Source organism: Pseudomonas sp. MF4836, assembly GCF_002018875.1.
Taxonomy (GTDB): domain Bacteria; phylum Pseudomonadota; class Gammaproteobacteria; order Pseudomonadales; family Pseudomonadaceae; genus Aquipseudomonas.
This window is the reverse complement of record NZ_MVOL01000010.1, coordinates 170,170-192,922: the sequence shown is the minus strand read 5'-3', so window position 1 is coordinate 192,922 and position 22,753 is coordinate 170,170. Positions and strand designations below refer to the sequence as shown.

24 protein-coding genes are annotated in these 22,753 nt (G+C 61.1%); 19 read left to right on the top strand and 5 right to left on the bottom strand.

Features of this window, described 5'->3' with window-relative positions:
• On the bottom strand, positions 1 to 1,038 hold the full coding sequence (locus tag MF4836_RS23010) for an alpha/beta hydrolase family protein (protein ID WP_020298078.1): 1,038 nt from the start codon (positions 1,036 to 1,038) through the stop codon (positions 1 to 3).
• Positions 1,039 to 1,294: 256 nt separating this feature from the next.
• Positions 1,295 to 1,903: an FMN-dependent NADH-azoreductase gene (locus tag MF4836_RS23005; protein WP_078472204.1), complete on the bottom strand. Its 609-nt coding sequence runs from the start codon at positions 1,901 to 1,903 to the stop codon at positions 1,295 to 1,297.
• A 127-nt stretch (positions 1,904 to 2,030) separates the two neighbouring features.
• On the opposite strand from MF4836_RS23005, the gene MF4836_RS23000 reads away from it, so the two are divergent.
• Both MF4836_RS23000 and MF4836_RS22995 read left to right on the top strand, forming a co-directional pair.
• Positions 2,031 to 2,939 carry a LysR substrate-binding domain-containing protein gene (locus MF4836_RS23000; RefSeq protein ID WP_078472203.1) on the top strand — a complete coding sequence of 303 codons (909 nt, stop codon included), beginning with the start codon at positions 2,031 to 2,033 and terminating at the stop codon, positions 2,937 to 2,939.
• A gap of 11 nt (positions 2,940 to 2,950) precedes the next feature.
• Positions 2,951 to 3,295, top strand: coding sequence for an MmcQ/YjbR family DNA-binding protein (locus MF4836_RS22995; RefSeq protein ID WP_078472202.1), 345 nt, complete (start codon positions 2,951 to 2,953; stop codon positions 3,293 to 3,295).
• Here the strand turns inward: MF4836_RS22995 and MF4836_RS22990 are convergent.
• A complete protein-coding gene (locus MF4836_RS22990) occupies positions 3,292 to 3,720 on the bottom strand; it encodes a DUF1294 domain-containing protein (RefSeq protein WP_078472201.1) in 429 nt (142 codons plus the stop codon). The two genes, MF4836_RS22995 and MF4836_RS22990, sit on opposite strands and share 4 nt — an antisense overlap.
• Positions 3,717 to 4,547, bottom strand: a complete 831-nt coding sequence (locus tag MF4836_RS22985; protein WP_078472200.1) for an undecaprenyl-diphosphate phosphatase — start codon at positions 4,545 to 4,547, stop codon at positions 3,717 to 3,719. Before MF4836_RS22985 ends, MF4836_RS22990 begins: the two co-directional genes overlap by 4 nt.
• Positions 4,548 to 4,835: 288 nt before the next feature.
• Between MF4836_RS22985 and MF4836_RS22980 the strand changes: the two genes are divergently transcribed.
• The 8 genes from MF4836_RS22980 to MF4836_RS22945 all read left to right on the top strand — a co-directional run bounded on the left by MF4836_RS22980 (position 4,836) and on the right by MF4836_RS22945 (position 12,521).
• Positions 4,836 to 6,470 (top strand): methyl-accepting chemotaxis protein, encoded by a 1,635-nt coding sequence (locus MF4836_RS22980; protein WP_043229803.1) that lies wholly within the window; start codon positions 4,836 to 4,838, stop codon positions 6,468 to 6,470.
• Between the two features lie 217 nt (positions 6,471 to 6,687).
• Positions 6,688 to 7,212: an AAA family ATPase gene (locus tag MF4836_RS22975; protein ID WP_078472199.1), complete on the top strand. Its 525-nt coding sequence runs from the start codon at positions 6,688 to 6,690 to the stop codon at positions 7,210 to 7,212.
• 344 nt (positions 7,213 to 7,556) lie between these two features.
• Positions 7,557 to 8,006: a hypothetical protein gene (locus MF4836_RS22970; protein ID WP_078472198.1), complete on the top strand. Its 450-nt coding sequence runs from the start codon at positions 7,557 to 7,559 to the stop codon at positions 8,004 to 8,006.
• A gap of 1 nt (position 8,007) precedes the next feature.
• Positions 8,008 to 8,586 carry an adhesin gene (locus MF4836_RS22965; protein WP_078472197.1) on the top strand — a complete coding sequence of 193 codons (579 nt, stop codon included), beginning with the start codon at positions 8,008 to 8,010 and terminating at the stop codon, positions 8,584 to 8,586.
• A 64-nt stretch (positions 8,587 to 8,650) separates the two neighbouring features.
• The gene (locus MF4836_RS22960) at positions 8,651 to 9,637 is read left to right on the top strand and encodes a heme utilization protein (RefSeq protein WP_078472196.1); all 987 of its coding nucleotides are present in this window, start codon (positions 8,651 to 8,653) and stop codon (positions 9,635 to 9,637) included.
• A gap of 64 nt (positions 9,638 to 9,701) precedes the next feature.
• Positions 9,702 to 10,382, top strand: coding sequence for a C39 family peptidase (locus MF4836_RS22955; RefSeq protein WP_078472195.1), 681 nt, complete (start codon positions 9,702 to 9,704; stop codon positions 10,380 to 10,382).
• Between the two features lie 50 nt (positions 10,383 to 10,432).
• Positions 10,433 to 11,167, top strand: coding sequence for a hypothetical protein (locus MF4836_RS22950; RefSeq protein WP_078472194.1), 735 nt, complete (start codon positions 10,433 to 10,435; stop codon positions 11,165 to 11,167).
• 52 nt (positions 11,168 to 11,219) lie between these two features.
• Positions 11,220 to 12,521 (top strand): hypothetical protein, encoded by a 1,302-nt coding sequence (locus MF4836_RS22945; protein ID WP_078472193.1) that lies wholly within the window; start codon positions 11,220 to 11,222, stop codon positions 12,519 to 12,521.
• 70 nt (positions 12,522 to 12,591) lie between these two features.
• Here MF4836_RS22945 and MF4836_RS22940 read toward each other — a convergent pair whose 3' ends face one another.
• Positions 12,592 to 13,917 carry a sigma-54 dependent transcriptional regulator gene (locus tag MF4836_RS22940; RefSeq protein WP_078472192.1) on the bottom strand — a complete coding sequence of 442 codons (1,326 nt, stop codon included), beginning with the start codon at positions 13,915 to 13,917 and terminating at the stop codon, positions 12,592 to 12,594.
• Positions 13,918 to 14,270: 353 nt separating this feature from the next.
• On the opposite strand from MF4836_RS22940, the gene MF4836_RS22935 reads away from it, so the two are divergent.
• The 9 genes from MF4836_RS22935 (at position 14,271) to MF4836_RS22895 (ending at position 22,560) form a co-directional block, all read left to right on the top strand.
• The gene (locus MF4836_RS22935; protein WP_020298094.1) at positions 14,271 to 14,537 is read left to right on the top strand and encodes a hypothetical protein; all 267 of its coding nucleotides are present in this window, start codon (positions 14,271 to 14,273) and stop codon (positions 14,535 to 14,537) included.
• A 617-nt stretch (positions 14,538 to 15,154) separates the two neighbouring features.
• Positions 15,155 to 15,670 (top strand): sugar dehydrogenase complex small subunit, encoded by a 516-nt coding sequence (locus tag MF4836_RS22930; RefSeq protein ID WP_078472191.1) that lies wholly within the window; start codon positions 15,155 to 15,157, stop codon positions 15,668 to 15,670.
• Positions 15,671 to 15,711: 41 nt separating this feature from the next.
• Entirely contained in the window at positions 15,712 to 17,367 is a 1,656-nt protein-coding gene (locus MF4836_RS22925; protein ID WP_078472190.1) for a GMC family oxidoreductase, read from the top strand.
• Between the two features lie 89 nt (positions 17,368 to 17,456).
• Positions 17,457 to 18,839, top strand: coding sequence for a cytochrome c (locus MF4836_RS22920; RefSeq protein ID WP_238596177.1), 1,383 nt, complete (start codon positions 17,457 to 17,459; stop codon positions 18,837 to 18,839).
• A 321-nt stretch (positions 18,840 to 19,160) separates the two neighbouring features.
• Positions 19,161 to 20,306, top strand: coding sequence for an amine dehydrogenase large subunit (locus tag MF4836_RS22915; protein WP_078472188.1), 1,146 nt, complete (start codon positions 19,161 to 19,163; stop codon positions 20,304 to 20,306).
• A 27-nt stretch (positions 20,307 to 20,333) separates the two neighbouring features.
• Entirely contained in the window at positions 20,334 to 20,873 is a 540-nt protein-coding gene (locus MF4836_RS22910; RefSeq protein ID WP_078472187.1) for a MauE/DoxX family redox-associated membrane protein, read from the top strand.
• A 3-nt stretch (positions 20,874 to 20,876) separates the two neighbouring features.
• On the top strand, positions 20,877 to 21,488 hold the full coding sequence (gene mauD, locus MF4836_RS22905; RefSeq protein ID WP_078472286.1) for a methylamine dehydrogenase accessory protein MauD: 612 nt from the start codon (positions 20,877 to 20,879) through the stop codon (positions 21,486 to 21,488).
• A 15-nt stretch (positions 21,489 to 21,503) separates the two neighbouring features.
• The gene (locus MF4836_RS22900; protein ID WP_020298098.1) at positions 21,504 to 22,025 is read left to right on the top strand and encodes a methylamine dehydrogenase light chain; all 522 of its coding nucleotides are present in this window, start codon (positions 21,504 to 21,506) and stop codon (positions 22,023 to 22,025) included.
• 13 nt (positions 22,026 to 22,038) lie between these two features.
• Positions 22,039 to 22,560 (top strand): cytochrome C, encoded by a 522-nt coding sequence (locus MF4836_RS22895; RefSeq protein WP_078472285.1) that lies wholly within the window; start codon positions 22,039 to 22,041, stop codon positions 22,558 to 22,560.
• Positions 22,561 to 22,753 lie beyond the last annotated feature (193 nt).

The window sequence follows — 22,753 nt, the reverse complement described above, 5'->3', positions numbered from 1 at the left end:
TCACTGATCCGCGGTCTGCATCCCGGCGCGGCTGGATTTGCCCAGGGTGTGGGCGAAGAATTTGCCGGCCTCGGCAATCAGGTTGCGGTGAATGTCCTCGCGGTCGACGCCATCGGCATCGGTGCACAGCGCTGGCATCGCTGCCAATTGCGCTTCGCTGCACGGGGCCATGAACACGAAATGCCCGGCGCCGGCCAGCAGCTTGAAGTCCGGTGCCACCGGCAGCTTGCGTGCCAGGGCCGCGGCGTTCTTGTCCAGCGCCACCAGTTTGTCGCCGTCGCCACTGTAGAGCAGCACCGGTACATGCACGCCCGCCAGGGTATGGCGACCGAACTTGAGGCTCAGCGGCGCCATCAGCATCAAGGCATGCACCCGGGCATCCGCCACCGGCTGCAAATCATCGCGATCGACGATCAGTTCACCCTGGGTATTGCAGGCATCCCGATCATCGGGACGCTCCTGGCAATAGCGCCGCAGGCGATCCAGGTCCGGGGTGGCTCCCGAGAGAATCAGCGCGGTTTCACCACCGGCGGAATAACCGATCACCCCCACCTGATCGGCATTGACGAAAGGTGACAGCATCGGGTCGGCCAGGGTCGCGGTAATGGCTTCGGAAATCTGGATCGGCCGCCCATAGAGGTTACTCAAGGTGCCGAGGCGGCTGTGGTCCTTGGAGTTGTCACCGGGGTGGATCACCGCCACTACCACGAACCCCTTGCGGGCCAGGGAGGTGGCCAGATCGTGCAGTGCCAGCGGGGTGCCGGTATTGCCATGGGACAGCATCAGCATCGGGAAGCGACCAATGGCGACCTTGGCATCCTGGGTCGCCGCCACTTGGTATCCCTCAAGCGTGCTGTTGTGCTCGTAACCGGTGGATGGGTAAAAAGCGATGGCGCGCATGGGTTGCAGGTCGAGCGGGTCGAGAAAGGTCATCTCGTGATAACCGACGCTCCAGTGCGGGTGCGGTGCAGGCGCGGCCTGCACCGAAATCAGGCTGCTGAGCAGGCAGATCAGTAACAGTGCACTGAGACGTTTCATGGGACGCCCACCTTTGCGGCTGGATCGAGAAACCCTTTGCCCCTGCCCTCCCTTGCAGCCAAGGCCTTGCAACACATCTGGCGAACGCTGGCAGGGGAACAGGCAAAAGACCGATGAACTTCTATCTGCATAACCTGGGCCAGAAGGCGTGAAAGGCAAAAACAAAAAAACTCCGTACTCTGATCATTTTCGACACTGATCAGAATACAGAGTTTAGTGCGCGTTACCGCACTCGGATTAAGTCTTTACACAAGTATTACGCGGCGGCGAATTGCTCTTCGATCTGCGCCTGGGCGTCGCTCAAGGCCTTGCTGCGCACTTCTTCACCGTACGCCAGGCCGTGGGCGCGAACGAATTCCAGGTCGGTGATGCCGATAAAACCCAGCATGACCTTGAGGTAATCTTCATGACCGACGCCGGTTGCCTGGCCCACATGCAGGCCGCCGGAGGTGGAAACCACCACAACTTTCTTGTTGCCGCAAAGGCCTTCAGGGCCGGCTTCGGTGTAACGGAACGTCTGGCCGGCCACTGCAATGCGGTCGATCCAGGCCTTGAGCTGGGTCGGAATACTGAAGTTGTACATCGGCGCAGCAATTACTACGGCGTCAGCCGCCAGGAACTCGGCCAGGGTCGAAGCGCTAAGCTCGGCTTCGTGCTGCAGCGCGGCGTCGCGCAATTCGGCCGAGGTGCCGGCGGCAAGCAACGTGGCGGCGGAAAAGTGGCTGATGGCATCGCTGGCCAGGTCGCGGTAGGTGACCACCACCGATGGATCAGCGGCTTGCCAGGCGGCCACCACGTTGTGGCTCAACTGACGGGAGGCCGAGTGGTCGCCAAGGATGCTCGAATCGATATGCAACAGTTTCATGTGGGATCTCCAAGTGAGGATCGCCACCGGGCGATCAAGTGGGGGTGATCCTACAGATGAAACCAATAGCTGATTAGTCGGCATAAATGCGATAGTTCGTCTCATCAGTGGAACAGTCGAGCCCGTCATGCAAGACCTCAACGATCTTTATTACTTCGCCAAGGTGGTGGAAGCCGGTGGTTTTGCCGCCGCCGGACGCCTGCTGGGCATCCCCAAGTCCCGCCTGTCGAGGCGCATTGCCCAGCTTGAAGAACGCCTCAATGCGCGCCTGCTGCAACGCACCACGCGGCAATTGAAGCTGACCGCGGTCGGCGAGCGCTATTTGCGCCATTGCCAGGCCATGCTGCTGGAGGCGGAAATGGCCGACGAAGCCGTGGCCAGCATGTCCAGTGAGCCCCGTGGGCGCTTGCGGGTGTCCTGCCCGGTGGGCCTGGCGCACCAGTTCCTGCCACAGGTCATCAGCACCTTCCTCGGCAAACACCCCCATGTTCAGCTGGAAATGATGCTGCTCAATCGCCGCGTCGACCTGGTGACCGAGGGCATCGACGTGGCCCTGCGTGTGCGCGAACTGGGGGATGAAGACCCGCTGCTGGTTACTCGCCGCCTGCGCCAGGCACAGACGGTGATGGTCGCCAGCCCCGACTTTCTGCGCGAGCGCAGCATCAGCCACCCGCAAGACCTGCACCAGGTACCGGTGCTCGGCGCCCTGGAAGCCGATCGCCAGGTGCATTTGCGCATGTTCGACGAACAGGGCACCCAGTTTGATTTGGCGCTGGAGGCACGGCTGGGCATCGACGACTTTATCGTGCGCAAGGCCTGCACCCTGTCCGGACTGGGCTTCACCGTTCTGCCGATGATGTACTGCGAGGAAGAACTGCAAACTGGACAACTGGTGCAACTGCTGCCCCAGTGGTCGCTGCCGGGCGGCTGGCTGCAGGCGGTTTATCCCCATCGCCGCGGGTTATTGCCGGCCGTACGGTCCTGGATCGACCACCTGACCGAATCATTCAAGAGTTGCGGAGACCGAACCCTGTGAAAGCCAAACCCATGAGCGAAGACGACGTGGCGCAATTCTGCCTGGCCTTGCCCGGCGCCCGGGAAGACTACAAGTGGGGCGGCGTGCGGGTGTTTTCCATTGCCGGCAACAAGATGTTCGCCCTGCAAGGCCTGCGGGGCGACTCCCTGGCGTTCAAGGTCGACAAGGAGCTGTTCCTCGGCCATGTCGACCGCCCGGGGATCCATCCCGCACCTTACTTGGCGCGAGCCCATTGGGTGATCATGGACACGCCCTATCCGCTGGTCGCCGGCGAGCTGCAAGAGCTGCTGCGGCGCTCCCATCAATTGGTGGTGGCCAAATTGCCGAAACGGCTGCAGGTCGGGCTGCTGCTCTAGAGCAGGTTCGACAGCCCGGCGTCGAGAAACAGCCGGTCGATCCAGAACACTTGGTGCACCGCCACGATCAGCCAGAACAGCGCCTGGTACGAGACCTTGCGCGTCTTGTGCCGGAACACTTGCTGCGCCAGCAACGCGCCGGGCCAGCCACCGGCCAGCTCCAGGGCGTGCAGGACCTTTTCCGGCGTGCGCCGGCCGTTGTTGCGGGCCTGGCGCTTGTCGTACCCGTAGAGCGCAAAGGTCAGGCCGCTGACGACCCCATAACCGACCAGGGGTAGCAGCGATACCCCCTGCTGCCATAGGGACAGCGAGCCGAACAACGGCAGCCCGCACAGCAAGGCGAACGCCAGCCACTTCAGGCGTGGGTGCGCGACCGTCGTCCCGCTGTTGCGCCCGGGACGACCACTGCTCCGTGGCTCGCTCAAGGCTTGGCCGCCGCCCAGTCCACCCAGCCAAACTGCCAGGTGGCGAGGATCAGCAGGCCGAACACGATCCGGTACCAGGCAAACGCGGCGTAGCTGTGGCTGGCGATGAACTTGAGCAGGCCCTTGACCGCGATCATGGCGAAGATAAACGCGGTCACGAAGCCGATGGCGAACACCGGCATGTCATCGGGCTGGAACAGATGACGGTACTTGTAGCCGGAATACACCGCCGCTCCGACCATGGTCGGCATGGCCAGGAAGAACGAAAACTCGGTAGCGGTCTTGCGCGACAGGCCGAACAGCAGGCCGCCGATGATGGTCGAGCCGGAGCGCGACGTGCCGGGAATCATCGCCAGGCATTGGGCGAAACCGACTTTCAGCGCGTCCTGCCAGGTGATGTCATCAACGCTGTGGGCATGTACCTCATGCTCGCGGCGCTCGGCCCAGAGCATGATCACCCCGCCGACCACCAGGGCCGTGGCCACCGTGATCGGGTTGAACAGGTATTGATGGATCAGGTCGGCAAAAATAACCCCCAGCACCACGGCCGGGAAAAACGCGATCAGCAGGTTGACGGTAAACCGCTGGGCGTTGCGTTGCCTGGGCAGGCCCACCACCACGTCGAAGATCTTGCGCCGAAACTCCCAGACCACGGCCAGGATCGCCCCGAGCTGGATGATGATGTTGAACGCCATGGCGCGCTCACCGCCAAAGTCGAGCAGGTCCGCCACAATAATCTGGTGGCCGGTGCTGCTGATGGGCAAAAACTCTGTCAGCCCCTCGACAACCCCAAGTATCAACGCCTGAGCGGCGGTCCAAAGATCCATCAATCCCCCATAAGGCCGTGCTGCAGCAGGCCCTGATCGTTTTTTTAGTGTTCACTGCGATGAGCGTAGCGGTGGTGCGCGCGCAATAGGATTAACAACAACCGATGAAAAATCCGTGAAAAATCAAGCCGGATTCAGGTTTTCCGCTGCGGGGCCGAAATCCTATCAGACATGCATGAATAACGCTTCGACCTTGTCTGGCCGACAGGCTCGGCGCCCCGGGCCGACAAGGTGCCCGAATACTCGCGACTATTGATGACAAGAACAACAAATCGGAGTGACGCAATGATGAATAGCTTGCGCAATGTATCGATCAGCCGCCGGCTGTGGCTGATCCTGATAGTCGCGGTGCTCATGCTATTGACCCTGGGCATGTTGATGCTCAAGCAGATCCACAACGATCTGTATCAGGCCAAGGCGCAGAAAACCCAACATGTGGTGCAGACCGCCAACGGTGTGCTGGCGTATTACCAAAGCCTCGAAACCGCCGGAACCCTGAGCCGCGAGGCTGCGCAGAAACAGGCCCTGAGCGTGATTCGCGGCTTGCGCTACGACCAGAATGACTACTTCTGGATCAACGACCTGACGCCGGTGATGGTCATGCACCCGGCCAACCCCAAACTTGAAGGCCAGAACCTCTCGGCGATCAAGGACCCGGATGGCTTTGCCCTGTTCAACGAGATGGTCAACATCGCCAAGACCAAGGGCGCCGGCATGGTCGACTACCGCTGGCCGAAGCCCGGGGCGGATGCGCCGGTGCAGAAAACCTCCTATGTCCAGTTGTTCCAGCCCTGGGGCTGGATCATCGGCTCGGGGGTGTATATCGATGACATGCAGGCCGAGTTCTACACCCAGGTCCGTCAGGCGTCGTTTATCGGCCTGGGCATTGCGCTGCTGATGGGCCTGCTGGTGGCGCTGATCGCCCGCAGCATCGTGCGCCCCCTCCAGGAAACGGTGCATGCCATGGCCAATATCGCCAGCGGCGAAAGCGACCTGACCCGCACCCTCGATACCCACGGCCAGGATGAGGTCACGGAACTGGCGCGGCATTTCAACGGCTTTACCGCCAAGTTGCGCCTGGTGGTCAGCCAGTTGCAGGTGTCCGCCGGTGCCCTGGAGCAGTCCTCGGCAGACCTGGGCAGCAACGCCAGCCAGGCCCAGGAACGCAGCCAGCAGCAATCGCAGCAGATGGAGCTGGTGGCCACCGCCATCAACGAGGTGACCTACGGCGTGCAGGATGTGGCGAAAAACGCCGAGCATGCCGCCAGTGAAATGCGCGATGCCGAGGCCCAGGCGCAACAGGGCCAGGTCAATATCGACGGCAGCCTGCAACAGATCGACCGGCTGTCGAGCACCATCGACCAGGCGGTTGAGGTGATTCGCACCCTGGCCGCGGAAAGCACTCAGATCGGCAGTGTGCTGGAGGTGATTCGCTCGATCGCCGAGCAGACCAACCTGCTGGCGTTGAATGCGGCCATCGAGGCGGCCCGCGCCGGCGAACAGGGTCGCGGCTTTGCGGTAGTGGCTGATGAGGTGCGGTTGCTGGCACAACGCACGCAGAAATCCACGGCCGAGATCCAGTCGATGATCGAGCGCCTGCAGAACCATTCCGAAGCCGCGGTCAAGGTGATTGGCGACAGCAGCCGTGCCTCGCAGATGACCATCGAACAGGCCGGTCTGGCCGGCCAGAGTCTGAATGCCATCGGTCAGGCACTGCGTAACCTCAATGGGCTCAACGCCTCTATCGCCAGTGCCACCCTGCAGCAGGCCCATGTGGTCGAAGACATCAACCAGAACGTGACCCAAGCCGCAGGCCTGTCCCACAGCACGGCGATGGCGGCCGAGCAGTCCAGCGCCGCCAGTCGCCACCTCAAGGAGCTCAGCGAGCAGCTCAACGGTCTGTTGCGCCAGTTCCGCGTCTAGGTCCCGGCGGTGGCGGGCCCTGCCCGCCACCTTCGCCTCGCTCGGACTAACGCGCAGCGCCGCACTCTGGTTACAATCCGCGCCCTCCTCCATTTTCCCAAGGAATGTCCATGCCCGGGCTTGAACTGTTTGCCGTTGCGCTCGGCGCCGTTGCCGCCTGGCTCAGGGCCAACGCCAGCTGGCGGGGAGATGGGTGCGCTACTGCGGTCTGCCGAGCATGAAGGTGGTGGTGCTGACCGGCCCCGAGTCCAGCGGCAAGAGCTGGCTGGCCAACGAGCTGCAGGCGCGCCTGGGGGGCATCCAGGTCGGCGAGTACGTGCGCCATTTCATCGACCAGCAAGGCCGCGACACTTGCTTCGCAGATATTCCGCAGATCGCCAGGGGCCAACTGGACTGGGAAGACGCCGCCCGGGCGCGCAACCCTGAACTGTTGATCCTCGACACTCATTTGCTGAGCAACATGCTCTGGAGCCAGACCCTGTTTGGCGACTGCCCGCCCTGGCTCGAACCGGAACTGCTGGCCCGACGCTACGACCTGCACCTGCTGCTGTCACCGGAGCAGGTGGGCTGGGTTGACGACGGCCAGCGCTGCCAGCCGCAGTTGGAGCAGCGGCTGGGCTTTTTCCAGGCTTCGCGGGACTGGCTGGTGCAACATCGCCAGCCGTTTACGGTGGTGGGCGGTGATTGGGAGCAACGTCGGCAACTGGCCCTGGCTGAGGTCGGCCAATTGCTCGCCGGTTGAAGCCCTGACCCGCGCATTTTCCCGCCGAACAGGGCCCAAGTGTCCATTCCTGAAACAGGTGCCCGCCCCCATATCAGCCTGCGCCAAGGCTCGCCGCGATTGCCCGCGGATCTGTTAAGCCACTGATACAGCCTCTTGCGAACCCCTGATCTAGAGCATCGGCCCGCCTATGGCCATGTGCCGGTCGTGCCACCTGTCTCAGGGTTGAAACACTCGCGATCGCCACCCTCGGCAAAAAAATCCAAGGCCTTGAATTCTCGAAAGAATTAAAAAGCGGCACAGCTCCTGCTCTCTTCCTGTCAACGCTCTGGTTAGGGCCAGCGCTCAGAAGAAGGAATGCCGCCGTGGGGAATATCAATCAAGGTTTGACCCGCCTCTTGCTGATCGGTTGTGCCGTCAGCGCGGCGTATTGCCTTCCCGTACAGGCAGCCGGCGACGGCGTGATTGTGCTCGAGCGCACCGTGCACCCTCAACCCATCGGTCGCCAGTCGCTGCAACCGGACCCGTACCCCACCACCGTCAACGCCAACCCTTCGGCGCGGATCAACGGGATCATCGGTGGCAGTGAAATGACCGACGGCGATTTTGCCGGCGTCAACAGCGGCGCGCTGATTCGCAACACCATCATGCCCAGCGGTGGACACGTTCCAGGGCTGAATGTGGTGACCAACCCCAACGGCCTGCCAGGCATGTCCGCCGGCCACGGCGGCGGCTCGGGCGCCTCCATCTCCAACTCGATCAATCGCTCGATCAGCGCCGGCATGGCGCCCTTGAGCAATATCGGAGGGCAGTGAGATGAACCGGTCCCTGCTGCTTATCGCCCTGCTCACCTGCACAAGCGCCATGGCCGACTCGGCCAGCCAGGTGACCAGCACCTCGACCATCCAGAACTCCGGCGCGGGCTACACCGGCAATCTCAATATCAACCAGGCCGCCGGCGACCAGCAACAACAAACCAACGTGCGGGCCATCGCCATCGGCACCAATGCCAGCGCCAGCACCAGCGTCAATCAGAAACTCACCACGCCAGCCGATCGCTCGATCAATGCCAGCAGCACCATCGGCGGCAACTCTTTCAGTAATGGCAGCGGAGCACTGGGCGTCAACCAGTCCTCCGGCGCCAATAACCAAATGGTCAACGCCATGCGGATCAGCATCAGTGCCAATCCGCAAGGCATCGACGACAGCGTCCTGTCCCAACAGAACGTGGCGCTGTTACCAAGCTCAGGAGCAACTGACGCTCATCAAGGCAGCCGCCAGGTCGTTACCAGCGACCAGGCCTTCACCGGCAGCCGTGGAGTGACTCAGGTGAACCAGAGTGCCGGGGTGGGGAACCGAATGGCTAACACCCTGAGCATCCGGGTCGCTGACTGACCCAAACGCAGTGCAATTAGAAAGTACCAACACTTAACCAACTAATAAGCACCGGAGAAACACCATGAAACCTACAATGGCTCTCAAACCACTGGTTTTCGCACTGGCTGCAGTTATGGCAATGGCCGCTCAAGCAGGCGGGCAAGGCAACGGCAATGGGCATGGCAATGGCCATGACGATCACAATCAGGGTCCGGATCTGAACACCCTGCTGCAAATCACCGCCGGGGCCGGGGCGGCAGTGATCGACGTGCAAAACAGCAACACCAACGTGGTGAAAAACCAGGGCACCCTGAACACCGGCAAGGCTGACAACTCGCTCAACAACTCCAACGGCAACATGGGCGCCAACGTTGCAGCCGGCGACGGCAACCAACAAGACAACGCTGCCGCCCTGGCCACTGCCGATGAAAACTTCATCTTCGGCAGCGCCGTGGCCGCGTCCAGCGCCACTCAGTACAACAACAATAACTACGTTAAAAACTCGTCGACTCAAAACAACGCAATCCTCAACAACTCCGGCAACAACGGCTCGGGCAACCTGGGCATCAACGTCACCGCCGGCGACTTCAACCAACAGAAAAACAACCTGGCCATCGCCGTATCCGGTGGTCGCGTAGCGACTGCGGCTGCTTCGGCCAACCAGCAGTCGACCAACCTGGTCGTGGATAACAAAGGCGTACAGGCCTACAAAAAAGACACCCTCACTGGTGGCTTCGTAGCCTCGGGCACCTACAAAGGTACCGGCAGCGGCAAAATCGAAGGCGACGACGGTCATGGCAGCGGTCATGGCTACGGCGACAACAAAGGCCATGGCAACGACGATCAAAAACTCACCTTCAAAGAACAAGGCACGATCGAACTGGCTGGCTACTGGACCCAGCAAGTGCTGACCAAAGACGGCTGGAAAAACCCAGTGGTCAACAACGCCAGCATGACCGGCTCGATGAACGGCTTCTCCGGCAACGGCGGCGCCAACGTCTCGGCAGGTGTGGGCAACCAACAAAGCAACTCGCTGTCCATCGCTGCTGGCTGCAAAGCCTGCATGTAGTCGCGATCGAAAAAGAAAGCCCCGGCAACGGGGCTTTTCCACAGTCTCACAAGGCGTAACGATCATGCGAACTGCGATCCTCACTCTCTTGCTGTGCCTTTGCGGCCCTGTGTTTGCAGCACAGATGGCGGTTCCCGGGCTTCCCGGCGGCAGCCTGATTTTCAAGCAGGTACAGAGCATTCGTGAGCGCAAGTTCAGCGACATCGTCGAACAGAAGACCGACTTCAGCTGCGGCGCCGCCGCACTGGCGACGATTCTGCGCCAGGCCTACTGGATGGATGTCTCCGAAGATGAAGTCATCAAGGGCATGCTGGTCAATTCGGACCAGAAGCTGGTCCAGACCCAGGGCTTCTCGATGCTCGACATGAAACGCTACGCGGAAAGTATCGGCATGCGCGCCCGGGGCTATCGGATTCCTCCCGAAAAGCTCGAAGCGGTGACCATTCCGGTGGTGGTACTGATGGAAATTCGAGGCTACAAGCACTTCGTGGTGATGCAGCGGGCCCAGAAGGACTGGGTCTATATCGGTGACCCGGTACTGGGCCACAAACGCTACTCCCATGAAGACTTCGTCAAAGGCTGGAATGGCATCGTGTTCGCCATCATCGGCCCGGGCTACGACAAGACCAACGCCTTGCTCGATCCCCCCGCCCCCCTGACCGCGAAAAACAAACTCGATGGTTTCTACCCGGTCCGAGACGCGGAGTTGATGGATTTCGGCTTTATACAAAGCGACTTCTTCTAGAGAAGCGCACACAACGATAAAAAGGGGGCAGGACGCTCCGGGAGCAGCAGATGAAAACTTCATACTGGCTGGCAGCCGCCTGCCTGGCAGCAGCTCTTCCAGCACATGCTGGTTTCACGCCCATCGAAATTCAGGATTCGGAACTGTCGCAAATGCGCGGCCGCTATGTGATGCCGGGGCGAATCATCAGCTTCGGCGTGGTCATGAGCAGTACCTGGCGCAACGCCAGTGGCGACCTGATCGGTGCCACCAGCACCCTGCAGATCCAGCAATCCACGGTAACGCCCCAGTTCTATGTGACCACCATCAGCCAGACCGGCAACGGCAGCACCCCCACTTCAGGCACCGGCAACGTGATCGGCGGCGCTGGCCTGGGCACCGGCCAGGGCGTGACGCAGACCGTGCGCGCCGCCGGCGACGGCAACAGCGCCTACAACAACGTCAGCATCAATGTCACCGAAGCCAACCAAGCCCCGGCCCTGGTGCCCGGACAAGGCCAGGTACTGATCAGCGGACAAACCATTACCGGCAGTAATGCCGCCGGCACAGTCTCGGTTTCCGCCGCCAATGGCGGTATTCAGATGGCCATCCTGGCCAACAGCAACCAGGGCAATACCCTGCAGCAAGTGGCTCAGGGCAACCTGCTGCAAAACACCCGGCTGCTGGGTGACAGCAACATGGTCAACAACCTGACCCAACTCAACGTCGTCCTCAGAAACAACGGCCCGAGCAGCGGCGCCCTGGACTGTAATTTGAGTACGCTCAACGGCCTACGCAACTTCTGATCTTGAACTACGCTCCTCTCGACCATTGGGGTTCACAAGGGACGGTTTTTTCATGTATCGATCAGTTTCATTGCGCGCAGTCGTTTGTCTTAGCACGCTCCTCCCTGCGGCGGCCTTGCAGGCGGCCCCAGATGCGGATGTAGCGGCCCTGAAACAAGAACTTCTGGAGTTGAAGCAACGTTACGAAGTACAACAGAAGGCCCTTGCCGTACTGGAGCAAAGGGTCCGCCAGGTCGAGGATCAGCCCGCAGCAGCACCGCCCAAGCGCCTGGCCAAGTCGCCGGCCGATCTCAAGGGCAATCAGCAGGTCGCCGGCACCGGCGCGGGCGCGGCCTCCGGAGGCGCTGCCGGCGGGGGCAGTTCCTATGGTCAGTCACTCAAGGATGATTCGGCACCGGCACAAAGCGTGAGCAACCTCTACGATGAGGCCAGCGGCTTCTTTGGCGGCGGCAAGTTCAGCGTCGAAACCGGCATCAGCTACTCACGCTACGATGCGCGGCAATTGACCCTCAATGGCTTCCTGGCCCTGGACTCGATCCTGCTGGGTACCGTCAACCTGGATCGGATCAAATCCGATAACTGGACCCTGGACCTGACCGCCCGCTACAACCTGAACAACCGTTGGCAGTTCGATATCAACGCCCCCGTGGTCTACCGCGAGTCCACCTATCAGTCGGGTGGGGCTAATGGCGGCAACGCACAGGGCACCGCGGAACAAACGGTTACCCGAGACCCAACCCTGGGTGACGTCAACTTTGGCGTCGCGTACAAATTCCTCGACGAGTCCGACTACATGCCCGATGCGGTCGTCAGCCTGCGAGTCAAGGCGCCTACCGGCAAGGACCCTTTCGGCATCAAGTTCGTCCAGTCCCCCAAGAGCAACAGCCTAGTGGTGCCTGAAAGCCTACCGACCGGTAACGGCGTATGGTCCGTCACACCGGGCATCTCCCTGGTCAAGACCTTCGACCCGGCGGTGCTTTTCGGCAGCTTGTCCTACACCCACAACCTGGAAGAGTCTTTCAGCGATATCAGTTCCGATATGAACTCCAAGATTCCGGGCAAAGTCAGCCTGGGTGACAGCTTCCAGATCGGTGCCGGTGTCGCCTTTGCCCTCAACGAACGCATGAGTATGTCGTTCTCGGTCTCGGACCTGATCCAACGCAAGAGCAAGCTCAAGCAGGATGGCGGCGACTGGCAATCGGTGGTCTCCAGCGATGCCAACGCCGGCTACTTCAACGTCGGCATGACCATTGCTGCCACCGACAACCTGACCATCGTGCCCAACCTGTCCATCGGCATGACCGAAGACGCCCCGGACTTCACCTTCAGCCTCAAATTCCCGTACTACTTCTGACGGCCCCCCAGCTACAAAAAAAAGCCCGCTGCGAGATCAATCGCAGCGGGCTTTTTTAGTGCGCGGGTGATTAGCGAATCTGATGCTTGTGCAGCAGGCGGTAGAAGGTCGGGCGCGACACGCCCAGGACCCGGGCGGCGACACTGAGGTTGTCACTGTGGCGGTTGAGCACATCGCACAACGCCTGGCGCTCGGCGCGATGCTTGTAGTCTTCGAGGGTGCCCATGGGCGCGCTGATGGCTTGCTGGCTGAGCAGGCCCAGGTCCCGCGCCTCGATCTGCCGCCCCTCGGCCAACACCAGGCCACGCCGCACCCGGTTGGCCAGCTCGCGGACATTGCCCGGCCAATCATGTTTGCCCATGGCCACCAGGGCGTCCTCGCTGAAGCTGCGCGGGCGGCGCCCGGTTTCCTGGCTGTAGAAGTGGGAAAAGTGGTTGGCCAGCATGCCCAGGTCGCCGTGGCGTTCGCGCAACGGCGCGGTGACCACTTGCAGGACATTGAGCCGGTAATACAGGTCCTCGCGAAAACGGCCCTTGCCAATTGCCGACTCCAGGTCGACGTGGGTTGCGGCCAACACCCGCACATCCACCGGGATCGGCTGGCTGCCACCGACCCGTTCGATGTGCTTTTCCTGGAGAAAGCGCAGCAGGTTGGCTTGCAGTTCCAGGGGCAGGTCACCGATTTCATCCAGAAACAGCGTGCCGCCGTGCGCCGCCTCGATACGCCCGACCTTGCGCTGGTGGGCCCCGGTGAAGGCGCCCTTTTCATGGCCGAACAATTCGGACTGGATCAGGTGCTCGGGAATCGCCCCGCAGTTGATCGCCACGAAGGGTTTGCTGTGCCGCTGGGATTGCCGGTGCAGGGTCCGGGCCACCAGCTCCTTGCCGGTCCCGCTTTCGCCGCGGATCAGTACCGGTGACTCGGTGGGCGCCAGCTTGCTCAAGAGTTTGCGCAGATCGCGGATCGGCCGGCTGTCGCCCAGCAGTTCATGTTCGGGCTGCTCGATATGGATGGCGCCCTGCCCGCGCAGACGCGCCATGCCGAAGGCCCGACCCAGGGTGACCTGGACCCGCGAGACATCGAACGGCAGGGTGTGAAAGTCAAAAAACCACTCGCAGACAAAGTCCCCGACCTTCTGCAACCGCAACACATCGGGGCTCAGCACCGCGATCCACTCGGTGCCGCTGCGGCTGATCAGGTCCTTGACCGCTTCGGGGCGTTCCAGGTGAAAGGGTTGCAGCCGCAGCAGACCAACATCGCAGGAACGGTCGGCGGCCGCCTCCAGGCCACAGCTGTCGACGTTCCAGCCAACAGAGCGCAAGCCGGGCAGCAGACGATGACAATCGTCACACGGATCAACCACCAACAGTCGACGTTGCACAGGGGCTTCGAGCATGACTGATCCTTGGCGCCAAATAGAGGAAAAGTTATTAGAAACAACACTTTGGCAAACCTGGGTGTAACGTTAGCAAGAACTTGACAGCGTCTTGTACCGTTTGTTTATAGCGCTAATAGCCAAACCGACTAACCAGCTGCGCTTTTATCGGTTTGTGTGCTCGGCTTAATCCCCAACCTTTCGGTTAACTTTCAACTTTATTGACTTGGGCCCCTTGTTTGAAAGAAACACGAAATTTATCGATTAAATGTGTGACCCGTCTTCACAGTGGGGCATCAGTACAAGTACCAGCCGAACGGTAAGCCCAACCGACGGCACATCATTTGATTGGGCACCTTAAGAGAGAAGACCCCATGAACGCCCCGCTCCGTATCAACGAAGCACTCTTGATCGCCGACCGCGCATTCCAACCATTTCAATGCGTAGCCTGGGCCCCACAAGACGGTAATGGCGAACTGAGCCTGACCGTCATCGACCGCACCAATACCCGCATTGGTCGCAAACAGATCCCCAGCAGTGCCTATTCCGATCCGGCACAACTGGAAAACCTGCTCAAACAAGCCCGCGCCGAGTTGAGCCAGGAAGGTTACACACTGCAGTCCTGGGCCATGCCCAAGTAAGCTCGGTTGACGTTGGCAGCAACCTGAATCGCAGCCAACAAACCACACCCCAAAAAACCGCGAGTTCGTCACTTCGCGGTTTTTTTATGCGCAGGTTTTAGCCCTTCCCAGCACCTCGGTTCCAGAGACGTGATTAAACCTCCTTCAGCATTGGGCAGATCGGCGACCCGCTTATTCAAACTTTAGTTGTATTGAGGAACACAGACACCTACACAGACGCAGTCAGTCTGTGCGATAGCACACATAGGTTTATAAATACTTTCACAGCAACGACTGCACCTAACAACTTCCCCGTCACTCACCGACCGCATAACGCCATCTTTTAATCCATATAAAATCACGAGCAACCAGCAAGTCACCACTTATATAGTCACACTCAAAATACAAGTGACATCAAACTAACATTTATCCTCCTACAAAAACTCAAAACCATAAAAATCCAACAGCGCTGGCGACGATCATTAATGCAGCAAGACCACGTCAAGGTCAAAACATATAAACAAGCTCTTATTTGAACCTTTAGTAGTTTTAACAACACGCGCAGTTTATTCGTGTTAAAAACCAAGGCCTATCACGCCAACACTATCTTTTAACTGACATCACTCAACGGGCTCTCTATGTCCTTTACTCGACGCCGTTTTATGCTCGCAAGTTCAGCCTGCTTGTTAGTCAGCGCCCCACTCTTTTTGCCGACAGGTATCGCGCAGGCCGCCGGGCTGAGAACCACAGCAACAGCCTTGAATGGCTTTTTGGAGCTTTCACGAGCGCTGACCGGACATGCCGACCTCAATCCCATCACCAGCGCCCGGATCCTGGCTGCGCTGGAAAATCAGGACAGCCACTTCGAGCATCATGTCGGCGCGCTGAGCAACCTGCTGCGCCCGGACCAATCCGCCCAGCAATTGCTGGTGACGGCCAGCGATGCGGGATTGCGCGTCCCAGCGCTGACGATTGTCACAGCCTGGTACACCGGGACTATCGGCCGGGACGCGCAAGCGGTCAGCGTGTCTTTTTACGACGCCTTGATGTTTCGGCCCACCCTGGATGCCTGCAACGTACCCAGTTATTGCCAGCACGGCCCCCAGGGCTGGGTTCACCCGCCACCGGCCGTTGGTGTTTCAGCACCGGTCTGATTGCCCCTTCTTTTATGCACGCGCCGTGAGCAAATAGCCTAATGAACAGTCCTATTAAAAAAACCAACGGCGATATTGAGGCCGATGTGGTTATTGTGGGCTCCGGAGTAGTGGGAGCCATGATCGCCGATCAACTGGCACGACAAGGACATTCAGTATTGATCCTGGAAGCCGGCCCCATTATTGAACGAGCTCAAGTCGTGGAGAACTTTCGCAACCTGCCCTTCGATCACCGCCTGATTGACAAACCCGACTACCAGACTATTTATCCGCAAACGCCCTATGCACTCGCGCCCTTATATTTTCCGGACAACAACTACATCAGCCTGAGTGGTCCCGACAGCAATAGCTTCAAGCAATATTACTTGCGTGCCGTAGGCGGCACGACTTGGCATTGGGCCGGTTCGAACTGGCGCCATCTGCCGGTGGACTTTGTCTTGAACAGCACCTACGGCGTGGGTCGCGACTGGCCGATTTCCTACGATGAACTCGAACCCTATTACTGTCGCGCCGAAGAAGAGATGGGAATATCGGGGCCTCACGATCCTGCCCTGCAATCCCCCTCGCAGCGCAGTCGTCCCTATCTGTTCGACATGATACCCAGGGGCTACGCCGACAATTATGTGGCCAGTGTGGTGAACCCCCACGGCTATCACTTTGTTCCCGTACCCCAAGCACGCAGTGTCACGCCCTGGGAGGGGCGTCCGGCCTGTTGTGGCAGTAACAACTGCCAGCCGATTTGCCCGATCGGCGCCATGTACGCCGGTATTCAGCATGTGCAGAAAGCCGAACGAAATGGCGCCCTGGTGCTGGCCGAGTCGGTGGCCTACAAAATCGATACCGATCAGAACAACAAGGTCACGGCGGTGCATTGGTACGACGCCAAGCGCCAGTCACATCGCGCCAGCGGCACGGTGTTCGTACTGGCCTGCAATGCGATAGAGACACCTCGCCTGCTGCTACAGGCAGCCAACCCGGCCAACCCCAATGGCATCGCCAACTCCTCGGACCAGGTGGGCCGCAACATGATGGACCACACCGGGTTCTACTGTTCGTTCCTGGCCGACAAACCGATCTGGGGCGGTCGCGGCCCCCAGCAAAACAGCAGCATGGTCGGCATGCGCGATAGTCCGACGCGCGCGGATCACTCCAGCTTCAGCTTTATTTTCGATAACCGCTCACGGGTGCCCAATGCCACCCAGCAAGCCCTGGACATGGGGTTGGTCGGCGTCGAGCTGGATGAAGAAATCCGCCGGCGCGTGGCATTCGGCATCTACATCACGGTGATGATGGAGCCCCTGCCTGACGCCAATAACCGCCTGACCCTGAGCAATACCCGTTTTGATGGGCTGGGTCTGGCCTGCCCGGACATCCACTACGACACCGGCGACTATGTCCGCCGCGGCGCGGTGGCGGCACGTGAGCGGCTGCGGCATCTGAGCGGGTTGTTTAACGGAGTCGAATTTCACACCAGCCCCTTCAACGGCAACAACCACCTGATGGGGTCGACCATCATGGGCGACGACCCGAAAACCTCGGTGGTCGACGGTGACTGTCGTGCCCATGACCATGCCAACCTCTGGTTGCCGGGCGGCTCTGCAATGCCTTCGGGAAGCGTGGTCAACAGCACCTTGACCATGGTGGCTTTAGGACTGAAGGCTGCGGATTCGATTTCCAGCTCCTTGGCGGGTAACTGATGATGACCGGCCTTATACGCTCATCGAATGACCTGCGGCGATTGTGCCGACGGGTAAACAGCACCGCGCTGCTCCTGCTGCTGGGGCTCATGCTCCCCGCAGCCCAGGCCAAGGATGCCTCGGCTCTCGCCTTGTCGGAAAAAATTGAAGAGGGCCACTATCTGGCCCGGGCTGCCGACTGCACGGCTTGTCATACCCGCCCCGGGAGCAACCTCGAGTTTGCCGGGGGCTACCCCATCATCTCGCCGCTGGGCGTCATCTACTCGAGCAACATCACCCCCTCCAAAATCGCCGGCATCGGCAACTACAGCGAAGCCCAGTTTGCCAATGCCTTGCGCAACGGCATCCGCGCCGATGGAGCGCATCTGTACCCGGCCATGCCCTACACCTCATACAGCCAGCTAAAAGATGAGGACATCCACTCGCTGTACCTCTACTTCATGCACGGGGTGGTGGCGGTTGACAATGTGCCGCCGCAGACCGCATTGCCCTTTCCCTTCAATATCCGCAGTTCAATGCTGGGGTGGAACCTGCTGTTTCTCAAGAAAGGGCCCTTCATCGATAACCCGGACCATAGCGAGGCGATCAATCGTGGCGCGTACCTGAGCCAGACCCTGGCGCATTGCAGCGTGTGTCACACCCCGCGCAATGTGCTGATGGCCGAACAAGACGACAAACTCTTTACCGGGGCGGCGTTGGCTGGCTGGCACGCGCCCAACATTACCTCCGACCCTGTCAGCGGCATTGGCGGTTGGAGCGATGCCGAACTGGTGAGCTATTTGCAGACGGGCGTCGCCCAAGGCAAGGCCCGCGCCGGCGGCGGCATGGCCGAGGTGGTGGAAGACAGCCTGCAATACCTCAAGACAGAGGACATCAGTGCCATCGTGTCTTACCTGCGCACCATCCCGCCCATCCGCTCGGCCCAGGACCGCAAAAGCGCCTTCAGCTTCGGCCAGCCCAGCAGCAGTGAGGCGACGTTACGCGGCCTGTCAGCCATCAATGCCAGTGACAGCCTCAACAACGGCGCCGCGTTGTTCAGCAGCAACTGCTCCAGCTGCCACCAACCCGATGGCCGTGGAAGCAACAACCAGGCCTTTCCGCCGCTGTTCAACTCCAGCACTACCGGAGGCAGTCACAACGGTGAAGCCAATAACCTGGTGGCGACCATCCTGTTTGGCGTTGATCGTAACGTGGGCGGTACCCAGGTATTCATGCCCGGGTTCGGGACGCAGTCAGCGGTCAATGCCCTGAGCGATCAACAGATCGCGTTGATCGCCAACCACGTGTCCCGGGAGTTTGGCGACCCGACCCTGCAAATCAGCGCCGAGCAAGTCGCCCTGATCCGCGCCGGTGGAGCACCACCGTTACTGGCCAGGGTCCAGCCCTATCTCGCGCTGCTGTTGATCGGGGCTCTGATGCTGCTGGGGCTGGTATCTGTCGTGCTGTATCGACGTCGCCGTCGCCCGCATTAGCGCCTGCGCTTAACAGCGCACCCGGGCTGCGCTCGGCAACCAGCCTGCTCATGCCCGCGAAGCTACGGCCTCGCGGGCTTTTTTCTGTCAGCCCTTCTGATGTTCGGCGCCAAGCACGCCAAAGGCGATTCAGTCCGCATATTGTGTTTGCCGATTCCGCGACAACCTCGCCTGTTTTCTCCCGCCATTCAGCGTGGCACTGGCACACAAGTGATTGGCAGCCACAACAACTCTCTCCCTGAACGGCTAAGGCAGACTGGGCCTGCAGACCCCTGCCCCTGCATGCACGATCCGCAGCCTAATAATTCAGGGAGCCCCCCGATGCGAATAAACAGGATCCTCTTTCACTCAACCCTGGCCCTGGGCATCTGCCTGGGCGGGTTGCCCGCCTGGGCCGATTTGCCCGCCGACACCATCGGCCAGGTCACCCTGGCGGTGCCACCCGAGCCGCACCGAGCCTACGTGGTGGATGTGGAGTTCGAAAACTTCGTCACCGGCCGGGTCACGGTGATCGACGCGGACGCCAAGCGCATGCTCGGCATGGTCAGCACCGGCTTTGCCGCCCCGGCCACCCTGAGCCCGGACCAGAAATACCTCTACAGCGCCGACGCCTTCTACTCACGCGGCACCCGCGGCACCCGCACCGACGTATTGACGGCCTGGAACACCTCGACCCTGTCCCCCGACTGGGAAGTGGTGATCCCCTCCAAGCGCGCGTCGATCCTGACCCAGCGCTATGCCCTTGGGGTCAGTTCCGATAGCCGCTTTGCCTACGTCTATAACTTCACCCCTGCAACCTCGGTCACCGTGGTCGACACCCAAAGCAGGAGCGTGGCCAGCGAAATCGCCATCAGCGGTTGTGTGCTCAGCTACCCGGTGGGCAAACGCAGCTTCGCCTCGTTGTGTGGCGATGGGCAGTTGCAGGTGGTCAAGCTCAATGAGCAAGGCCAGGAAGCCTCCCGCAGCCAGACGCCGTTTTTCGACCCCAATAAAGAGAAGCTCAACGAACGCGGGATCGCCGTAGGCGACATCTATTACTTCACCAGCACCACCGGCACCGTGCGCGGCGTGGACTTTTCCGGCGACACGCCCAAGTTCCTTCCCGCCTGGTCCCTGGTGGACGCCAAGGAACAACAGGCCGGCTGGGCACCTGGCGGCTGGCAGCTGCTGGCAGTGGCGCCCAGGCTCAATCGTCTGTACGCGATCATGCATGCCGATCACCAGGCCATGAAGTGGGAAGACCCGAGCCCCTATATCTGGGTGTTCGACCTGAAGACCGGCAAGAAGATCGGCACCCTCGAAGCACCGAACCCGGTCTGGAGCCTGCACGCCACCCAGGATGAAAAGCCCCTGCTGATCGGCACCAACGTCAGCGGCGGCCTGGAAATCTTCGACCTCAAGAGCGGCAAGTTCAACGGGACGATGGACAAGATCGCCAAGACCCCGATCCAGGTCCTGAGCCACTAACCCGCGTTCCACTCCAGGAGGCTCCCCATGCAACCTGATCCACTTTTCACCTTGACCGGGGCCCTGTGCACGGCAGTGATTCTGGCCAGCGCCGCGACCCATAAAGTCCGTGCACCGGCCCGCTTCAGTGCCCAACTGCAAGCCTATCAACTGCTGCCCAGTGCCCTGGTGCGCCCGGTTGCCCGCGGTCTGCCATGGCTGGAACTGGCCCTGGCCTTCGCCCTGCTGCTGCCGCTCAGCCGCACTGGCGCCGCAATGGCGGCGGCGGCCTTGCTGGCGCTGTACGCCACTGCGATGGCCATCAACCTCTGGCGCGGGCGCAAGGACATCGATTGCGGCTGCGCCGGGCCGCACCAGCGCCAGCCGATCCGCCCGCTGCTGCTGATCCGCAACGGCCTGCTGGTCGCCGTGGCACTGCTTGCCGCCTGGCAGCCCGAGAGCCGTGCGCTGGGCCTGTTCGACGCCTTCGTGGTGCTCGCCGCCAGCGCGGTGGCGTTACTGATTTATGCCGCAGCCGATGGCCTTCTGGCCAACAGCCCAGGTCTTCTCAAATTGATTGGAAGGTGAATGATGCAAGCTCTGATTGTTTCCAACGTATTGCTCTGGTGCCTGCTGATTGCCCTGGCGTTCGCCGTGATGGGGCTGGTGCGGCAGATCGGTATTCTGCATGGCCGCATCGCGCCGGCCGGTGCCTTGATGCTGGACAAGGGCGTGGCGGTCAACGAACCGGCGCCGAAAGTCACCGCCGCCGACCGTGACGGGCGTCCGGTGAACTTCGGTTATGCCGGCGACAAGGGCCAACTGCTGTTTTTCCTGTCGCCGACCTGCCCGATCTGCAAGTCGCTGCTGCCGGCCATCAAATCCATTGCCAGGGAACAGGCCGAGCGCCTGGAGGTGATCTATGTCAGCGATGGCGACCTGGAGGCCCAGCGCAAGCTGATCACCGAGTTCAAGCTCGAAGGCGCGCGCTATGTGGTCGGCCCGGAAGTCGGCATGACCTACCAGATCGGCAAGTTGCCCTACGCGGCCCTGATCGACAGCAGCGGCACCTTGCGCGCCAAGGGCCTGGTCAACTCCCGCGAGCACCTGGACAGCCTGTTCGAAGTCGAGCATCTGGGCAGCGCGACACTGCAGGACTACCTGCACCGCGACCACGTCCACACGCACGCGCCACAACAATAAGCCAAGGAGTCCCCCATGAAATTACTCGACCTTCTGTTCGAGCGCTCCACCCGGCGGGTCGCCGACACCACTTCACGGCGCAAGCTGCTGTCGCGCCTGGGCTCGCTGATGGTGGTGGGCGCCGCCCTGCCCCTGCTTCTGCCGATCGACCGCACCTCCAAGGCCCTGGCCGCCGAAGCACCGAAAGCCGGCGACCCGGGCGACCCCACCAGTTGCGACTACTGGCGCTACTGCTCGATCGACGGCTTTCTCTGCAGTTGCTGTGGCGGCACCGTGACCGCCTGCCCGCCGGGGGCCGAAGTCTCGCAAATCACCTGGATCGGCACCTGCCGCAACCCGGGGGATGGCAAGGACTACATCATTTCCTACAACGATTGCTGCGGAAAACACAGCTGCGCCCAGTGCGCCTGCACCCGCAACGACAGCGAGGAACCGCTGTACCGCCCGTTCAACAACAACGACGTGAACTGGTGCCTGGGCGCCAAGTCCCACGTCTACAACTGCACCATCGCGGTCATCCGCGGCGTGGCGGTCTAAGGTGGGCGGCGCCTTGCGCACCCGGTTGCTGCTCGGACTGCTGTGCCTGATCGCCGCCCCGCTGGCCCTGGCCCGGGCCATTCCCGACCCGCAGCAACGGCCGGCGCCCGGCAACGAACGGCCCCAGGTGCCCATCGCCGAAGCTGGCTACAGCACAGCGGTCAACTATCAGTTGCAATGCGCCGGCTGCCACCAGGCCAGCGGCCAGGGCTCCCCGGCCAATGACACGCCGCGCATGCGCGGCTTTGTCGGCAACTTTCTCAAAGTCGCCGGCGGCCGGGAGTTTCTGGTCCGGGTCCCCGGCATCTCCCAATCCGCCCTCAACAACGTGCAACTGGCAGACATGCTGAACTGGCTGCTGACCCGCGACGGCATGGCCGGTGACAGCCTGCCGCAACAGGTCCAGCCCTACACTGCCGAAGAAGTCAGCGCGATCCGCAGCGTCTCCATCCTTAACCTGCCCGACACCCGGTCCGGGCTGATCAAGGCGATGCAGGCGCAGGGAATCGTGATTGAGGACGGGATGCCGCGTTAGGCAATGGGTACGCCCGGGCTGATAAGCCGCGTCAGACAGGAGCGAAAGCGACACGGCCACTGCCCCAGTGATGCGGCAAGGGCCCGGTCAGGAAGGCAGCGCACAGACCCTGTCCATTCAGCAGCAGCCCCGGTAAACGGGGCTGCTGTTGTTCACTTAAACGACAGCATTAGCAGAAAGTCATCTGTGGCGA

Excerpts from the sequence above, each read along its gene's own strand:
- MF4836_RS22940 (WP_078472192.1), bottom strand. The coding sequence starts at position 13,917 with ATGCTCGAAGCCCCTGTGCAACGTCGACTGTTGGTGGTTGATCCGTGT.
- MF4836_RS22920 (WP_238596177.1), top strand. The coding sequence starts at position 17,457 with ATGCTCCCCGCAGCCCAGGCCAAGGATGCCTCGGCTCTCGCCTTGTCG.
- MF4836_RS23005 (WP_078472204.1), bottom strand. The coding sequence starts at position 1,903 with ATGAAACTGTTGCATATCGATTCGAGCATCCTTGGCGACCACTCGGCC.
- MF4836_RS22975 (WP_078472199.1), top strand. The coding sequence starts at position 6,688 with ATGAAGGTGGTGGTGCTGACCGGCCCCGAGTCCAGCGGCAAGAGCTGG.
- MF4836_RS23000 (WP_078472203.1), top strand. The coding sequence starts at position 2,031 with ATGCAAGACCTCAACGATCTTTATTACTTCGCCAAGGTGGTGGAAGCC.
- MF4836_RS22945 (WP_078472193.1), top strand. The coding sequence starts at position 11,220 with ATGTATCGATCAGTTTCATTGCGCGCAGTCGTTTGTCTTAGCACGCTC.
- MF4836_RS22910 (WP_078472187.1), top strand. The coding sequence starts at position 20,334 with ATGCAACCTGATCCACTTTTCACCTTGACCGGGGCCCTGTGCACGGCA.
- MF4836_RS22995 (WP_078472202.1), top strand. The coding sequence starts at position 2,951 with ATGAGCGAAGACGACGTGGCGCAATTCTGCCTGGCCTTGCCCGGCGCC.
- MF4836_RS22930 (WP_078472191.1), top strand. The coding sequence starts at position 15,155 with ATGTCCTTTACTCGACGCCGTTTTATGCTCGCAAGTTCAGCCTGCTTG.
- MF4836_RS22935 (WP_020298094.1), top strand. The coding sequence starts at position 14,271 with ATGAACGCCCCGCTCCGTATCAACGAAGCACTCTTGATCGCCGACCGC.
- MF4836_RS22925 (WP_078472190.1), top strand. The coding sequence starts at position 15,712 with ATGAACAGTCCTATTAAAAAAACCAACGGCGATATTGAGGCCGATGTG.
- MF4836_RS22965 (WP_078472197.1), top strand. The coding sequence starts at position 8,008 with ATGAACCGGTCCCTGCTGCTTATCGCCCTGCTCACCTGCACAAGCGCC.
- MF4836_RS22955 (WP_078472195.1), top strand. The coding sequence starts at position 9,702 with ATGCGAACTGCGATCCTCACTCTCTTGCTGTGCCTTTGCGGCCCTGTG.
- MF4836_RS22960 (WP_078472196.1), top strand. The coding sequence starts at position 8,651 with ATGAAACCTACAATGGCTCTCAAACCACTGGTTTTCGCACTGGCTGCA.
- MF4836_RS23010 (WP_020298078.1), bottom strand. The coding sequence starts at position 1,038 with ATGAAACGTCTCAGTGCACTGTTACTGATCTGCCTGCTCAGCAGCCTG.
- mauD (WP_078472286.1), top strand. The coding sequence starts at position 20,877 with ATGCAAGCTCTGATTGTTTCCAACGTATTGCTCTGGTGCCTGCTGATT.
- MF4836_RS22985 (WP_078472200.1), bottom strand. The coding sequence starts at position 4,547 with ATGGATCTTTGGACCGCCGCTCAGGCGTTGATACTTGGGGTTGTCGAG.
- MF4836_RS22915 (WP_078472188.1), top strand. The coding sequence starts at position 19,161 with ATGCGAATAAACAGGATCCTCTTTCACTCAACCCTGGCCCTGGGCATC.
- MF4836_RS22950 (WP_078472194.1), top strand. The coding sequence starts at position 10,433 with ATGAAAACTTCATACTGGCTGGCAGCCGCCTGCCTGGCAGCAGCTCTT.
- MF4836_RS22900 (WP_020298098.1), top strand. The coding sequence starts at position 21,504 with ATGAAATTACTCGACCTTCTGTTCGAGCGCTCCACCCGGCGGGTCGCC.
- MF4836_RS22980 (WP_043229803.1), top strand. The coding sequence starts at position 4,836 with ATGAATAGCTTGCGCAATGTATCGATCAGCCGCCGGCTGTGGCTGATC.